Below are 15,427 nucleotides of genomic sequence, written 5' to 3' on the forward strand. Positions count from 1 at the left end.
TGCCTTGTTGTCCTGTTGACGTTTTTCACCCTGTCCGCCGCCTCGGCGGCACAGGAGGACGAGGTGCGAATCGCCCCCCGTCCGCTTCAGCTCGCCTTCGGCGCCATCGCCAACGGCCGTTGGGAAAACGCCTCTCGCATCGCCGAACGGGACGGGCCCGCCGCCGTGGCGCTGGTCGAGTGGATTCGCCTGCGCGAGGGCCGCGGCACGCCGGAGGAGGTGATGGCCTTCCTTGACGCCCATCCCGACTGGCCCGGCATCGATTACCTGCGCAAGCGCAGCGAAGAGGTCGTGGCCCACGCCGATTTCGACACGGTGCTCGAGTTCTACGAGGATTACCGCCCCCAGACCGGCGACGGCGTGCTGAACTTCGCCCGCGCCCTGACCGCCCGCGGCCAGCAGGGCGAGGCCGAGGCGACCGTGGTCATGGCCTGGCACACGATGGACCTATCGACCGCCGAGCATGACGCCTTCCTCGACGCCTATGACGAATTGCTCGAACCGCATCACGAGGCGCGGCTGCAGATGGCGCTCTGGCGGGGCCTGCGCGACGTGCAGCAGATGCTGCCGCTGGTCGACAAGAAGTCGCGCGCCCTGGCCGAGGCCCGCCAGAAGATCGAGCGCGGCGTCTCGCTCAAGAACAGCGAACTCCCCGAGGGCGGGGCCAAGGATGCCGGCATCGCCTACGAACGCTTCAACCAGCACATCAAGTCGGGCAAGAGCGACGAGGCGATCAAGCTGATGCTGGCTCAGAGCCGCATGGAAAACGGCCTGGGCGAGCCCGACCGCTGGGCCGGCTGGCGGCGCTACCTCGCCCGCGACAAGATGCGCGAGGGCGACATCGCAACCGCCTACCAGCTCGCCGCCATTCACCAGCTCGTCGACGGCTCCAACTATGCCGATCTCGAGTGGCTCTCGGGCTACCTGGCCCTGACCTATCTCGACGCGCCCGACCTCGCGCTCGACCATTTCCAGCGCTTCCGCGCGGCGGTGGAAACGCCCATCTCGCTCGGCCGCGCCGGCTACTGGATCGGGCGGGCGCAGGATGCGCTCGGCGATCCCGAGGCCGCACAGCTCGCCTATGCCTTCGGCGGCGAATACCAGACCAGCTTCTACGGCCTGCTCGCCGCCGAGAAGGGCGGCGTCCCGCCCGACCCGGCGCTCGCGGGCGTGCCCTCCGACCCGGACTGGCGCAATGCCGACTTCGCGCAATCCGCCCTCTTCAAGGCCGGGGTGCTGCTTCTCAAGACCGACCGCTTGTCGCTCGCCGAACAGTTCTTCACCGCCCTCACCGACACGCTCGAGGTCGACGAGATCAACCGCCTCGGCCACGCGCTCGACACGCTGGGCGAGCCGCATCTCGAGGTCATGGTCGGCAAGGCCGCGGCCCAGCGCGGCCTCGTCGTGCCCGGCCCCTACTACGCGCTTCACCCGATGCGGAAGATGGACCTGCCGGTTCCGGCCGAGCTGGCCCTCGCCATCGCCCGCCGGGAAAGCGAGTTCGACCACCGCGTCAAGAGCGGCGCCGGCGCGCAGGGGCTGATGCAGCTCATGCCCGGCACCGCCTCCGACATGGCCCGCGCGCTCGGCATGTCCCATTCCGGCGCGCGCGTGATCTCCGATTGGGAATACAACGCCACCCTCGGCTCTGCCTACCTCGCCGAGCTGGTCAACCGCTTCGACGGCAACGTCGTGATGGTCGCGGCCGGCTACAATGCCGGGCCGGGCCGCCCGCTGCGCTGGATGAAGGAATACGGCGACCCGCGGCTGGGCGAGGTGGATATCGTCGACTGGATCGAACACATCCCCTTCCGCGAAACCCAGAACTACGTGATGCGCGTCGCCGAAAGCCTGCCGATCTACCGCGCCCGGCTGGGGAAAGACCCGCTGCCCGTGGCATTCTCCGAGGAACTCTCGGGCCAGACCCTGCGCAAGCTGGCGCTGGATTAAGGCGAAACGCCTTACCCCCGCCGCGCTCCGTACAGCGTCAGCACCGCCGGCACGCGCACGCCCTCCGGCGTGGCATAGGCCTGGAACTCGCCGGCCAGCGCGTCGACCATCGCCGCCTTGTCCTCGGCCGTGCCGCCCTTCTCCATCAGCACGCGCGCCGCCGGGCCGAGATGGACGGCGAACTTCGCCACCTCCTTCACCGTCCCCATCGGCGTCAGGTCGACTTCCACCTCCTCGGCGGTCACCGCCTTCAGACCGGCACCCTCGAGGATCCCGCGCACGTAGTCCAGCTCGGCGAATGCCGTTGGCCCCGGCGCCCGCGGATCGCCCGCCGCCACCTCGCCCAGCCGGTCGACCGCCGCCTGCCGTGGCAGGGAAAACCACGGGTTCCGCGCCATCCCGCTCCAGCAGATCACGTGCATCCGCCCGCCGGGGCGCAACGCCTGCGCCATGTTGGCAAACGCGGCCACCGGGTCGGCAAAGAACATCACCCCGAAGCGCGAGATGATCGCGTCAAAGGCGCCCGGCTCGAACCCGTGGGTCTGCGCATCCGCCACCAGGAAATCGACGGTATCACACCCGGCCTCGTCCGCGCGCCGCCGCGCCGCCTCCAGCATCACTGGCGAGATATCGGCCCCCGTCACCCGGCCCCCCGGCCCGACCTGTCCTGCAGCCGCCAGCGTGCTCGCCCCGGTGCCGCAGCCGATATCGAGCACCCGCTCCCCCGCCTGCAATGCCGCGGCCTCCAGGACACGCTCCAGCGCCGGCGCCATCGCGGCGTCGAGCACACGCGCATTCCGCACCCACTTTTCGCCCGAGTCGGATGACCAGAACTCCGCCTGCTCCCGGTTCGGCCCCTCGCTCATGCCCCGGCCGCCATTTTCCCGGCCCCCATTTTCCCGGCCATCACGCACAGCAGCTCGAACATGATCGACACGCCAAGGAACGCCGTGCCCCCCGACGGATCGAAGGGCGGCGAGACCTCGACCATGTCGGCGCCGACGATGTTCAGGCCCTCCAGTTCCCGCACCACCTGCAACGCCTCGAAGGAATTCGGGCCGCCCACCTCGGGCGTGCCGGTGCCGGGGGCAAAGGTCGGGTCGACGAAATCGATGTCATAGCTCACGTAGGTCGGCCCGCTGCCGGCGATCTCGCGCGCCTCGGCCATCACGTCCGCCACGCCGCGGGCGTGGAACTCCTCGATCAGGATCAGGCGGATGCCGTTCGCCTCGGCGAAATCCCGGTCCTCGGTGTCGTACATCGTGCCGCGAAGGCCGATCTGCACCACCTTCTTGGGGTCCAGCAACCCCTCCTCCACCGCCCGGCGGAAGGGGGTGCCATGGGTGTACATGGTCCCGCCGAAATAGGAATGGAACAGGTCGGTATGGCTGTCGAAATGCACCATCCCCACCGGGCCCTCCTTGGCCACCGACCGCAGAACGGGCAGCGAGGTCAGGTGATCGCCCCCGCCCGTCAGCGGCACGATCCCGGCCGCCATCACCTTGTCGTAGAACGCGGTGATCCGCTCCATGCTGTCTTGAATATCCGCCGGGTTCGGGCCCACGTCGCCAAGGTCGGCACAGTTCACCGTCTCGAACGGGCGCATCCCGCTGGTCGCGTGCTGGGCCCGGATCATGGTCGAGGCATCGCGCAACTGCCGCGGCCCGTGGCGCGGGCCGGGGCGGTTCGTCGTGCCGCTGTCCCACGGCACGCCGATCAGCCCGACCTGCACGTCGCCGAACCGCTCGTGCCCGGGCGGCACGTAGGGCAGGCGCATGAAGGTCGGCACCCCGGCAAAGCGCGGCAGGTCGAACCCCGATACGGGGTGAAAGAACGGATCGCTCATCTTGGATCTCCCAGTCTTCGGCGCGAGGTCACCGGGCCATCGCCCTGCGCCTCGATCCGGTGTACCGCCGCTTCGAGCGGCTCGTAACTCACGGCCATGCTGAAGGCATTGGCGTGCAACAACGTGTCCCGGTCAACCACCCACGCCACGTGGGTTTCCCAGAACAGCAGGTCGCCCCGCTCCAGCGGCGCATCCTCGGGCAGGGCGTGGCCCAGCTCCGCCTCCTGCATGTCGCTGTCTCCGGGGCAATCGATGCCGCAGGCGAGACAGGCCATCTGCACCAGCCCCGAACAGTCGATCCCATAGCTCGTGTTCCCGCCCCACAGGTATGGCGTGCCAAGAAACAGCCCGGCCACGCGCACCGGGTCGTCCGCCACCTCCTCCAGCGGCGACAGGTGCATCGACGGCACGTAGCCCAGCGGCGTCACGGCAAACCGCCCCTCCTGCCCCGTCACCGTCAGCATTGCCCCGTGGCTCAGCGCCGCCAGCTCGCGCGTCTTGAAATCCGCCATGCGGTAGAGATGCGTGGCCCGCGCCGTCACCCGGTGAGTCGGCGCCTGCACGCCCGAAAGCTCGGCGGCGGGCAGGTAGCCGGTGTAGCCGTCACGCGACGCCTCGACGAAGGACCAGCCGTCGCGCTCTTCGTAGACGGTCACTTCCTCGCCCAGCAGGAACTGGCGGTCGCGCGGCCCGCCGGGGGCGCGCAGCAGGTCGGCCACCGGCACCACCACCCGGGCCGGCACGCCCTCGGTGAAGCCCTGCGCCTCGACCTCGCCGCGCAGGCGCAGGGCGGCGACGCGGCCATTGGCGGGGTGTCGGCGCGGGTCGGTCATGGCAGATCAGGGGCGCTGCCCCTCTTGGCCCCGGACGATGTCCGGGACCAATTCACCCCGGAGTATCTTGCCCAAGAAGAAGCCATGGTCCGCCTCACAGTTTCATGATCCCGGGCAGCGCCTCGAGCAGGGCCCGCGCGCCCATGCCGACCCCGCCCTTGGGCCGCGCCGGGCCGTTGCCGGTGCTCCAGCCGTAGATGTCGAAATGCGCGTAGCGCGTGCCCCCGGCGAAACGGCGCAGGAACAGCGCGGCGGTGATCGCGCCGCCGAAGCCCCCCTTGGGCGCGTTGTCGAGATCGGCGATGCCCGGCTCGATCAGCGCCTCGTAAGGCGTATGGAAGGGCAGCCGCCAGACCGGGTCGGCCACCGCCGCGCCGGCGGCATCGATCGTCGCGGCGAAATCGCCGTCATCGGTGAAATAGGGCGCAAGGTCCGGCCCCACCGCCACCCGGGCCGCCCCGGTCAGCGTCGCCATCGAGATCATCAGGTCCGGGTCGTCCTCGGCCCCGAAGCTCAGCGCATCGGCCAGCACCAGCCGCCCCTCGGCATCGGTGTTGTTGATCTCGACCGTCAGCCCGTTCCGCGCGGTCAGGATGTCGCCGGGCCGGAACGCGTTGGCCGAGACCGAGTTCTCCACCGCCGGCACCAGCACCCGCAGCTTCACCGGCACCCCCAGCGCCATGATCATCCGCGCCAGCCCCAGCACCGTCGCCGCGCCACCCATGTCCTTCTTCATCAAGCCCATGCTGGCCCCGGGCTTGAGGTTCAGCCCGCCGGTGTCGAAACACACGCCCTTGCCCACCAGCGTCAGCGCCGGGCCCTCGCTGCCCCAGCGCATGTCGATCAGCCGCGGCGCCTGCCCCGCGGCCCGACCCACCGCGTGGATCATCGGGAAGTTCTGCTCCAGCAGGTCCTCGCCCCGTACCACGTCGATTTCCGCGCCATAGGCCTCGGCCAGCCCGGTACAGGCGGCCTCCAGCGCCTCCGGCCCCATGTCCGAGGCCGGCGTATTGATCAGGTCGCGGGTCAGCCCCTCGCCCTCGGCAATCGCCTCGAGCCGCGCGGCATCGACCCCCTCGGGCGCCACCAGCCGCGCCTTTGCCGGCGACTGGTCGCGATAGCGGTCGAACGCGTAGGCGGTCAGCAGCCAGCCCAGCGCCTCCTCGGCCGCGCGCTCCTTCGGCAAGCCCTCCAGCCGGTACGCCCCCTCGGGCAGAGCCGCCGCCGCCCCGGCCAGGTGGAACCGCCCCCGCGCCCGCGCCTGTTCCGTGCCGTACCCGGCCAGCGCCATCGCGATCCGACCGTCCTCGCCCGGCACCAGCAGCGTCGCGCCAAGCGCCCCGCTGAACCCGGCCGCCCGGACCCAGCCGGCCACGCGCTCGGGCTGCGACCCGGTCCAGCTTTCCACCTCCTCCTGCCCGATCACGTGCAGCGGAATGGCAGGCGCGTCGGCCGGGGCGAATTCGAAGGACATGGGCAAAACTTTCCGGTCAGGTCACTGCGTCGGCCACAGCCTAGCCGCCCGCGCCGCGCCTGCAAGCCCTTCCGTCGGCGAAGCGACAGGCCAGGGCCATGCGCGCCAGCGCACCGGAATGGCTTTGACGCGACGGAAACCTGTGGTACGCTCTTTTATCCGACCTGCCCGGTTTCCGGGCATCCGGCGAAACGACGCACGGGTCGGGACCTGAATTGTAAAAGGACGTTTTCTCATGAACCGCCGCGCCCTCCTGCTAGCCACCACCGTTTCGACATTCTGCGCCATGCAGGCCCACGCCGCCGGGCCGAACTTCTCAAGCAATGTCTATATCGACGGAAGTCTCTGCGTCGGATTCGACTGCGTCTTCGGACAAGCCTTCGGGTTCGACACGGTCATCCTCAAGGAAAACAACCTCCGGGTCTTTTTCGACGACACGTCGGCCTCGGGCTCTTTCCCCAGGAACGACTGGGGGCTCCACGCCAACGATACCGACAATGGCGGCGCCAACTACTTCGCCGTCGTCGACCGCTCCGCCAACCGGCAGGTGTTCCGCGTCGATGCCGGCGCCCGGGCCAACGCGCTCTACGTCGATAGCCAGGGTGACCTCGGCCTCGGCACCTCGGTCCCGGCTGTCGAAATCGACGTCAAGACAGGCAACACCCCGACCCTCCGCCTGCAGCAGGACACCTCTTCGGGCTTCGCCGCCCAGACATGGGACATTGCCGGCAACGAAACCAGCTTCTTCATCCGTGACGCGACCAGCGGCTCGACCCTGCCCTTCCGGATCATGACCGGCGGCGCCCCAAGCCAGGCGCTGGTGATCGACGCCGCCGGCGATGTCGGCATCGGCGCCGGGACCAACCCGCTGGCCCCGCTCGAGATCGAACGCGGCGACAGCTACGTCTTCATGCGCATGACCGCCACGACGGCCGACCCCAACCAGTCGGTCGACATCACCTATACCGACGGCGGCGCTTCGGGCGAGCTGCGCTACAACATCGTCGATGGCGACGGGCCCGAGATGTCGCTCGACCACAACGGCTCGCTCGAATTGACGTCCTCGGAAACCTTCAACAACCTCAGGCTCACGGCCAACGGCGCCTCGCCGAACAGCAGCGCCGACGTGACTTTCACCGATGCCGGCGCCGATGGTGAACTGCGCTACAACATCGTCGACGGCGACGGCCCTGAAATGTCGCTCGACGCCAACGGAAACCTGTCGATCACCGGCTCGCTCAGCCAGGGCTCCAGCCGGGCGCGCAAGACGGCGATCTCGCCGGTCGACCATTCCGACATCCTGCAGAAAGTCACCGCCCTGCCGGTCGCGCACTGGAGCTGGAAGGACGCCGAGGATATCCGCCATATCGGCCCCTTCGCCGAGGATTTCCACCGCATCTTCAACACCGGTGATTCCGAACGCACCATCGCCACGCTCGATGCCAGCGGTGTCGCGCTGGCGGCGATCCAGGCGCTCGCCCACCGCACCGACGCGCTGCAGGACCGCACGGCCCGGCTCGAGGCCGAGAATGCAGAACTCCGCACCCGGCTCGAGGCGCTGGCCGAGTAAGACCGACCGACCAATACGGGTAACGCGCTCACACTCAGCACGTCACCGGCAAGGGCCCGGCACGAAGGTGTCGGGCCCTTTACCTTTCGCCTCAATAGGCCGGCACGTCCCAGATCTCGGTCAGGGACATCTCGCCCACCCGCAACAGCCGCGCCAGCACCGCCGCCAGCGCCACCGCGTCGCCGGCCTCCGAACAGCCGCCCACGTCGCGCGCCACCCGGGCCAGCGCATCCATGCCAAGCTGACCGGCAATCGCCCCAAGGCTGCGGGCACATTTGCGCATCTCCCGCGTCTTGCCCTGCCTGTAGAACCGCTCGACATGGGTCAGCCGCGCCGCCAGCTCCTCCAGCGCCCGGCAAACCACGTCCTCGGCCTGTTGCTGGCCAAGCTGCAGGTACAGCTCGTCCAGCCGGTCCGGATCAAGCCGCACCCTCTCACTCTGTTTCAACAGCGTCACATGCTCCACGGTCACACCCCATATTCCAAAGCCCCCCAAGGCCCGGACGCCGTTTTCGCCGATCGCGGTTCCCAAAGGGTTGCGCCGCGGGTGATTTCTCGCTCGAATCTTAGGTGAATTCGGGCTATCACCGCGGATTGAGACCAGATGCGAAAGAGGGACGTCATGGAGAACGCGCGGCCACTGCCCGGCTATCTCGTCGAACGCTACCACGGCTGGAAGGCCACCAAGTACAAGGACAACGCGGCGTGGTATCGCCATCTCGCGCAACAGGGGCAACACCCACGCGCCATGGTCATCAGCTGCTGCGACAGCCGCGTGCATGTCACCTCGATCTTCGGCGCCGACCAGGGCGAATTCTTCCTGCACCGCAACATCGCCAACCTCGTGCCCCCCTACGTCACCGACGGCGCCCAGCACGGCACCTCGGCGGCGGTCGAATACGCGGTGACCGCGCTCAAGGTGGCGCATGTCATCGTGCTCGGCCATTCCAACTGCGGCGGCGTCAAGGGCTGCGAGGAAATGTGCTCGGGCAAGGCCCCGGCACTCGAGGAAAAGACCAGCTTCGTCGGCCGCTGGATGGACATCCTGCGCCCCGGCTACGAACGGGTGAAGAAGATCAAGGACGAGACCGAGCGCACCAAGGCGCTCGAGAAACAGGCGATCCTCGTGTCGCTGGAAAACCTGATGACCTTCCCCTTCGTGAAGGAGGCCGTCGACAAGGGCGACCTCACCCTCCACGGCCTCTGGCACGATATCGGCGAGGGCGGGGTGGAACAGTACAACGCCGGGAAGAACGTGTTCGAGGCGATCTGAAGGGGGGCGGACCGCTCAACCGGCGCGGCCGCCAAGCGGCGGCGCCGGGATGTCATGGGGCGCCTCCGCCAGCCTGTCGCACAACGCATCGGGCAACGCGCGGTGCAGGTCATCGGGCGCAACCTCCCGCCACCGGTCCCAGTCCGACACCGGCCGCCCCTGGCGGCAGAGCAGGTCTCGCATCAGGTTGACCTTCACGAACCACGCCCCGCGCGCGCTGCCGTGGCCGAACGTCTCCGCCGTGGCCTCTCCCCGGCGCAGGGCGGCCCAGGCCTCGCATCCCGTCAGGAACGCCCCCGCCGGAAGCCTCGCGGGATCGAAGCCGACCTTCAGATGGTCCATGTGGGCCCCGTCGATCTGCGCATCGGCCCGTGCCCAGGTTTCCGCCTCGGCCCCGCGATACTCGGCAACCCAGTGATCCTCCCACCCCGGCGGATCGAGGTAGGCGGCGAAACCGCACCGAAGACGGGCCTCCAACCCGTGATGCCGCGCCATGGCACAGAACATCAGGGCAAAGTCGCGGCAGGTGCCGACGATGCGCTGCTCGGGCGGCCGCTGTGCCAGCCCGGCCCCGCCCCTGTCGATCTGCTCCAGCCGCACCGCCACCGGCACCGTCACGCGCGAGGCATCGGCGAAGCCGGGCGGCACCGCGGGGTAGCAGACCGCACCGAAATGATCGTGGATCATCACCCCGTGCAGAACCCCGCACAGCGCGGCGGGCGAGGGGTCGAGCCCGTCAAAAAGGTGCTCCCGCCCGCCGGGATCGAGAAGATCGCCCCCGGTCACTGCAGAACCATGCCCTCCGGCCATTCCAGCGTATGCGTCAGGGTGATCTCCTTCTCCTCGCCCGCCGCGATCTCGAACTCCCACGCCAGCACCCCGCGCTTGCCGTCCACGTCCATCTCCGAGGCATGCGGCGCGGCGTTCCAATCGATCTCGAGGTCTTCCTGCTCCGAATAGGGCACCCGGTCGAGCACCCGCATCGGCCAGGCTTCCCCGGTCAGGTTCTCGATCTCGATCCGCACCTCCTCGGTCAGCTCGGTCGAGCGCGAGATCATGCCCCGATCCCCCTCGTTCCGGCCCAGCACCGTGCGCTCCAGCCGCAGCCCCTCGATCGGCCCGAAGGACAGCTCCGCCTCGCCCCCGGCGGGGATCAGGTCCAGCGGGCGCTTCCCGATGAACCGCCCGTCGAGGTAGAAGCTCGCCTCGTGCGTCGGCAGGATCAGCTCCTCGGCCTCGTTGGTGAACTCCGCCATGAGATAGGCATTGGTGTCGGTCAGCGGCACCGCCTGCGCCACCATCTCGGCCTCGGCCTCCAGCGTGCCCAGCGTGATCCGCAGGTTGTCGGCGCCCGTGGCCACATTGACCGTCTCCGGATAGCTGTAGGTCACCGACAGCCCGTCGAACTGCGCCGCCGCCTGCACCGGCGCCGCCTCCACCAGCGCCTCTTCCATCGCGGCGTCGGCGGCATAGCCCGCCTCCGGCTCGGCGCGCACCAGCGGCTTCGGCATCGGCACGGGCACCTCGGGGTCGAAGATCCGCCGCAGCCACGGCCACACCTCGCCGGGCACCGTCTGCTCGGTCGGCCGCGTCGTCGACAGCGTAAGCGCCACGTCGCTCCAGTTCTCGCCGGTCTGCTGGTAGACCAGCGCGCCGCGCTCGATATCCAGGTCGCCCGTGTCCCGCTCCAGCCGCAGATCATAGACCGGTTGCCACCCCGCCTCGTAGATATTGTAGGTCACCGTCAGCATGCCCTCCGCCGGCGCGTCCGACCGAACGGCCACGGCCAGCATCGCCCGGTCCTCCTGCTCCGGCACCAGCGCCGCCAACGCCTGCCGCGCGCGCCTCAGATCCTCCTGCAGGTCCTTCAGATCCCTTGCCGCCGCCTCGGCCCGGCGCCTGGCGCCCTGCGCGGCCTGCAACGCTTCCAGCGTCTCGCTGCCGATCATCTCCGACAGCGCCATCAGCTTCTCCACATCCAGCGCCGCCACGCCTTCGCCCTTGCCGAGCGACTCGAGAAAGTCCACCCGCGCCTCGGCCGCCTTCGCCTCCAGCCGGATCGACTCGATCGCCGCCTCCCGGTTCCGCAACTCCTCTTCCAGAAGCTCGACCCGGTCCTCCGCGGCCTCGATGGCGGCATTGGTCTCCTCCGTCCGCGGCGGCACGAAATCGTTGCGCGTGCTGACACTGCCCATCTGCGCCCCCTCGACCGCCACCCGGACCGAGGCCAGCGGCGTGCTGCGCGGAAGGTCGGTCAGCACCAGCTGATGCGCCCCCGCCGGCGCGCTGAACGGCACCCGGCGCGTCACGGTCGCGCCGTTGGGGTAAAGCGTGACGCCGGTGACGTCACTGGCCAGCGGGATATCCTCGGCCAGCACGGCCGTGGGCAACAGGGCAAGGGCGAAAGCGAGACGTTGCATGGGGAAAGCTCCTGGGTGTTTCGTGTCGACTATCTCCGTTAGACGCGTCCGAAGACAAGGTTCTTGGCGGGCTTGCGCAAATTTACGCATTTTTTATCAAACCCGGTGTTTGATCGGGGAATGAGCGAAACCCGGATCGAGATTCTCCTGCATGACGACTTGCACCGCGCGGCCAATGCGCTGGCCGCAAGGCGCGACATCTCCGTGGGCCAGCTCGTCCGCGACCTGCTTTCAAGGGAAATCACCCGCACCCGAAACGCGAAGCCGCCCGTAAGGGCGGATGAGCGGCTCCTCGCGCCCTTGCGCGCGCGCCTCGCAGATGACCTCGCCCATGCGCGGGACTGGCCCGACCTCGAGCGCCGCCTGCGCGACAAGGGCTATGCCCTCCGCGCCGCCGGCGGCGGCCTTGCCCTGCACGACCACCCCGGCGGCCGCCGCCTCTGCAAGGCGTCCGAACTGGGCTTCAGCTATGCCCGCCTCATGCGCCGCTTCGGCGCCCCCTTCCCCGGCCACAGCCACACCTGGCTGGCCGAGCGCATGCTCTCCCCCGCCCCTCGGGATGAAGACTGCGAGGTGATCGAACCCTTCTGACCCACGCAAAAAGGGCGCCCCAAGGCGCCCCTTTCTTACCTCTCTTGACGCGCCGGTCAGGCCTTCTTCAGCACCCGGTTGCCCAGCGTCTCGGCAATCTGCACCGCGTTCAGCGCCGCGCCCTTGCGCAGGTTGTCACTGACGCACCACAGGTTCAGCCCGTTGTCGATCGTCGGGTCCTGCCGGATGCGGCTGATGAAGGTCGCGTAATCGCCCACGCATTCGATCGGCGTGACATAGCCGCCATCCTCGCGCTTGTCGACGACCATGATGCCCGGGCTCTCGCGCAGGATATCGCGCGCCTCGTCCTCGTCGAGGAACTCTTCCGTCTCGATGTTCACCGCCTCGGCGTGACCCACCAGCACCGGCACCCGCACGCAGGTCGCCGTGACCTTGATCGACGGGTCGATGATCTTCTTGGTCTCGACCACCATCTTCCACTCTTCCTTGGTGGAACCGTCTTCCATGAACACGTCGATATGCGGGATCACGTTGAACGCGATCTGCTTCTGGAATTTCTTCGGCGCGATCTCGCGGGTCGGGTTGTAGATGTCCTTGGTCTGATCCCAAAGCTCGTCCATCCCTTCCTTCCCGGCGCCCGAGACGGACTGGTAGGTGCTCACCACCACGCGCTTGATCTTGGCGCGGTCATGGATCGGCTTCAGCGCCACGACCATCTGCGCGGTCGAGCAGTTGGGGTTGGCGATGATGTTCTTCTTGGCATAGCCCTCGACCGCCTCGGGGTTGCACTCCGGCACCACCAGCGGCACGTCCGGGTCGTAACGGTATAGCGACGAGTTGTCGATCACCACGCAGCCCGCCTTGGCGGCCTTGGGCGCATAGGTCTTGGTCGCGTCCGAGCCGATGGCGAACAGCGCGATATCCCAGCCGGTGAAATCGAACGTGTCGAGATCCTGGGTCTTGAGGGTCTTGTCGCCAAAGCTCACCTCGGTGCCCAGAGAACGGCGCGACGCAAGCGCGGCGATCTCGTCCACCGGAAACTGGCGCTCGGCCAGGATGTTCAGCATTTCACGGCCCACGTTGCCCGTGGCACCCGCGACGACGACCTTGTATCCCATAATTCAGACTCCTGATCGGAATGGATCAACGGCGGCCTCCATACAGTGTCAGCGGCCCGAGTGAAAGCGGTTATCTCATTCCATCGAGTCGCGGCTGAAGAGATAGATCACCAGCCCCAGCAGCAAGACCGCGCCGAAAACCGAGAACAACACCGCATAGGCCGCGCCCGCCCCGGCCTGCGCCGTCACGGCGGCATGAAGCGGCCCCGAGCCGAACTGCGCCACGCCGGCGCCGCCGATCCCGAACATGTTCATCAGCGTCACGCCCCGCCCCGCAAGATGCGGCGGAAAGAAGCCCCGCGAATGCGCGATGATCATCGGGAAGGAGGCGCCGAAGAACCCCATCGCCGCGCACAGCACCACCACGGCGGCCACGCCACCCTCCGCCATCGCGGCAAGCAGGAACAGGCAGATGGCCGCCAGAAGGTTGCCGCCGAACACGACCCACTTGCGGCTCCCGAACACCCGGTCGAGCGGGCCATAGGCCAGCGTGCCCGCGATCATCGCGATCCCCATCACCAGCGTCGCCTGCCCCACCTGCCCGGTATCCAGCCCGTGGATATCCGCCAGGTACGGCCCCATCCAAAGCCCCCGGATGGCCGCCGATGGGGCATAGGCGATGAACATCAGCGGTATGATCGTCCACAGGACCGGCATCCGCAGGAGGTCGGCCAGCGATCCCTTCGCCTCCCCCTCGGGCGCCTCCGGGTCGCGCACCCATGCCCCGATCCCGACCGAGACGATCAGCGAGACCCCGGCCAGCCCCAGCAGCGCCGCCCGCCATCCCATCGTCTCCGCCGCCAGAGCCATGGGGTAGGAGGCCACGAGGTTGCCCACCGACCCCACCCCCAGCATCAGCGCCGCCAGCGTCGCGAACCGCGCGGGCGGAAACTGCCGCGCGAAGATGTAGTAGGAGGCCATCAGCACCGGCGAACACCCGATCCCGATCAGCACCATGGCGAGGTCGATATGCCAGCCCTGCGTCGCCACCGCGAACAGCGCCGCTCCCCCGCCACCGCCGATCCCCAGCAGCACCGACGCGGTCCACCGCGGCCCGATCCGGTCCAGCGCCCAGCCCACCGGCAGCTGCATCAGCGCGAAGGTCACGAACCACAGGCCCGAGGCAAAGGACAGGTCCTCCGCCGTAACGCCCAGATCGCGGCCCAGCGGCTCGCTCAGAACGGCCAGGAAGGCCCGGAAGAACTGGCTCAGCACGTAGGCCAGGCAAAGAACGGCAAGCCGCACGCGCATCGTCAACTCCGCTTGTGGTCGCGGTTACGTCGCACGGACACCGGCAAGGCGCAAGCCCACCCGGCGCACCCTGCCCCACCCGTCCCGGCCCCCGAGCCGGGACTTCGCCTCACACTGCCCCGCCCCGGCGCCCCAGCGGGAACCTCGCCCCTCCAGAGGCCCCGGGTCAGGCCCGGGGCGGGCAGATCAGGAGCCGCTGCCAACCGGCAACGATACCCCGATGTCGGTCCCGTCCCGCCATCGGCGCCACGCCAAGGCGCGGCCCTGTTCCGGGCGCGTCCCAAACCGCATCGGCGGCAAAACCAAACCTCTCGCCCCCAGACAACCACACCCCGTCCCGGCCCCGAGCCGGGACCTCGACCACACCCCCACCCGTCCCGGCCCCCGAGCCTGGACCTCGCCCCGCATGAGCCCCCGGCTCGGACCCGCAACAAAGCGAAAACACCCCAATCCGTAACCCCGCCGCCCGGTCCCCCGCACCGACGCAATACCGACAAAATACCGACGTAATACCGACGTCGGAATCCCGGCCCGTAGGGTGGGTGAAACCCACCTCTCACCCCGCGGGAAAATCACCCCCTACCCGACCAAATCCGCCGCCCGGTCCACATCCCGCAACGTGTCACAATACCCCACGCGGCACCCCGAAAGGCTCGCCACGCTGTCCTCCAGCGCCGCCCCCGTCGACCACCGCACGCCCCGGAACACCCCCGCCGGCGGCCGCGCCACGCGCTTCATCCCGACCAGCCAGAAGCCGCCGTCCTCCGCCGGTCCGAAGACCGCGTCATTCTGACCCAACATCCTGAAAGCCTTGGCCAAATGGGCCTTCCGCACCCCCGGGATATCCCCCCCGATGATGCAGACCGGCCCCGGCGGCATTCCCCTGAGCAGCCGCCCCATCCGGTGTCCCAGGTCCCCGCCGCCCTGCGCCACCCGCGGCAGGTGCCCGGGCCAGACCCGGCTGGCCATCCCGCCCCGGTCCGGCGTCACCGCCAGCACCAACCGCCAGCGCGGGTCTTCCACTCGCCGCAACAGCCTTGCCGTCTGGTGCCGAAACCACCACGCCGCCTCGACCATCCCGATCTCCCGGCCCAGCCGCGTCTTCACCCGCCCCGCCCGCGGCTCCTTCAGCATCACCAC

Annotated in this window: 14 protein-coding genes; 4 read left to right on the forward strand and 10 right to left on the reverse strand. The window is 68.9% G+C overall.

Features of this window, described 5'->3' with window-relative positions; all coding sequences use genetic code 11:
* Positions 1-15: 15 nt before the first annotated feature.
* Entirely contained in the window at positions 16-1,950 is a 1,935-nt protein-coding gene (locus QUV18_RS15425) for a lytic transglycosylase domain-containing protein (RefSeq protein WP_300894903.1), read from the forward strand.
* A gap of 11 nt (positions 1,951-1,961) precedes the next feature.
* On the opposite strand, the gene QUV18_RS15430 is transcribed toward QUV18_RS15425, so the two are convergent.
* From QUV18_RS15430 to QUV18_RS15445, 4 genes are all read right to left on the reverse strand, one after another.
* The gene (locus tag QUV18_RS15430) at positions 1,962-2,816 is read right to left on the reverse strand and encodes a class I SAM-dependent methyltransferase (RefSeq protein WP_300894904.1); all 855 of its coding nucleotides are present in this window, start codon (positions 2,814-2,816) and stop codon (positions 1,962-1,964) included.
* Positions 2,813-3,796 carry an agmatinase gene (gene speB, locus QUV18_RS15435; RefSeq protein ID WP_300894905.1) on the reverse strand — a complete coding sequence of 328 codons (984 nt, stop codon included), beginning with the start codon at positions 3,794-3,796 and terminating at the stop codon, positions 2,813-2,815. Before speB ends, QUV18_RS15430 begins: the two co-directional genes overlap by 4 nt.
* Positions 3,793-4,629: an NlpC/P60 family protein gene (locus QUV18_RS15440; RefSeq protein ID WP_300894906.1), complete on the reverse strand. Its 837-nt coding sequence runs from the start codon at positions 4,627-4,629 to the stop codon at positions 3,793-3,795. The genes speB and QUV18_RS15440 overlap by 4 nt, the downstream gene beginning before the upstream one ends.
* 94 nt (positions 4,630-4,723) lie before the next feature.
* On the reverse strand, positions 4,724-6,103 hold the full coding sequence (locus tag QUV18_RS15445) for a M17 family metallopeptidase (protein ID WP_300894907.1): 1,380 nt from the start codon (positions 6,101-6,103) through the stop codon (positions 4,724-4,726).
* A gap of 235 nt (positions 6,104-6,338) precedes the next feature.
* Between QUV18_RS15445 and QUV18_RS15450 the strand changes: the two genes are divergently transcribed.
* Positions 6,339-7,673, forward strand: coding sequence for a tail fiber domain-containing protein (locus QUV18_RS15450; protein ID WP_300894908.1), 1,335 nt, complete (start codon positions 6,339-6,341; stop codon positions 7,671-7,673).
* 91 nt (positions 7,674-7,764) lie between these two features.
* Here QUV18_RS15450 and QUV18_RS15455 read toward each other — a convergent pair whose 3' ends face one another.
* Entirely contained in the window at positions 7,765-8,139 is a 375-nt protein-coding gene (locus tag QUV18_RS15455) for a hypothetical protein (protein WP_300895000.1), read from the reverse strand.
* Positions 8,140-8,295: 156 nt separating this feature from the next.
* Between QUV18_RS15455 and QUV18_RS15460 the strand changes: the two genes are divergently transcribed.
* Positions 8,296-8,946, forward strand: a complete 651-nt coding sequence (locus tag QUV18_RS15460; protein WP_300895001.1) for a carbonic anhydrase — start codon at positions 8,296-8,298, stop codon at positions 8,944-8,946.
* A 15-nt stretch (positions 8,947-8,961) separates the two neighbouring features.
* Here the strand turns inward: QUV18_RS15460 and QUV18_RS15465 are convergent, their stop codons facing one another.
* Together QUV18_RS15465 and QUV18_RS15470 are read right to left on the reverse strand one after the other, a co-directional pair.
* Complete coding sequence (locus QUV18_RS15465) at positions 8,962-9,732, reverse strand: transglutaminase domain-containing protein (RefSeq protein ID WP_300894909.1); 771 nt, start codon at positions 9,730-9,732, stop codon at positions 8,962-8,964.
* Positions 9,729-11,366, reverse strand: coding sequence for a DUF4139 domain-containing protein (locus QUV18_RS15470; RefSeq protein ID WP_300894910.1), 1,638 nt, complete (start codon positions 11,364-11,366; stop codon positions 9,729-9,731). Before QUV18_RS15470 ends, QUV18_RS15465 begins: the two co-directional genes overlap by 4 nt.
* Positions 11,367-11,486: 120 nt before the next feature.
* Here QUV18_RS15470 and QUV18_RS15475 point away from each other — a divergent pair, with 120 nt between their 5' ends.
* Positions 11,487-11,957, forward strand: coding sequence for a hypothetical protein (locus QUV18_RS15475; protein WP_300894911.1), 471 nt, complete (start codon positions 11,487-11,489; stop codon positions 11,955-11,957).
* 56 nt (positions 11,958-12,013) lie between these two features.
* On the opposite strand, the gene QUV18_RS15480 is transcribed toward QUV18_RS15475, so the two are convergent.
* The 3 genes from QUV18_RS15480 to QUV18_RS15490 form a co-directional block, all read right to left on the reverse strand.
* Positions 12,014-13,036: an aspartate-semialdehyde dehydrogenase gene (locus QUV18_RS15480; RefSeq protein WP_300894912.1), complete on the reverse strand. Its 1,023-nt coding sequence runs from the start codon at positions 13,034-13,036 to the stop codon at positions 12,014-12,016.
* A 75-nt stretch (positions 13,037-13,111) separates the two neighbouring features.
* On the reverse strand, positions 13,112-14,287 hold the full coding sequence (locus tag QUV18_RS15485; RefSeq protein WP_300894913.1) for an MFS transporter: 1,176 nt from the start codon (positions 14,285-14,287) through the stop codon (positions 13,112-13,114).
* 579 nt (positions 14,288-14,866) lie between these two features.
* Complete coding sequence (locus QUV18_RS15490; RefSeq protein ID WP_300894914.1) at positions 14,867-15,421, reverse strand: TIGR04282 family arsenosugar biosynthesis glycosyltransferase; 555 nt, start codon at positions 15,419-15,421, stop codon at positions 14,867-14,869.
* Positions 15,422-15,427: the final 6 nt, after the last annotated feature.

It is taken from the genome of Roseovarius sp. (assembly GCF_030373445.1).
In the GTDB taxonomy this organism is placed as follows: domain Bacteria; phylum Pseudomonadota; class Alphaproteobacteria; order Rhodobacterales; family Rhodobacteraceae; genus Roseovarius.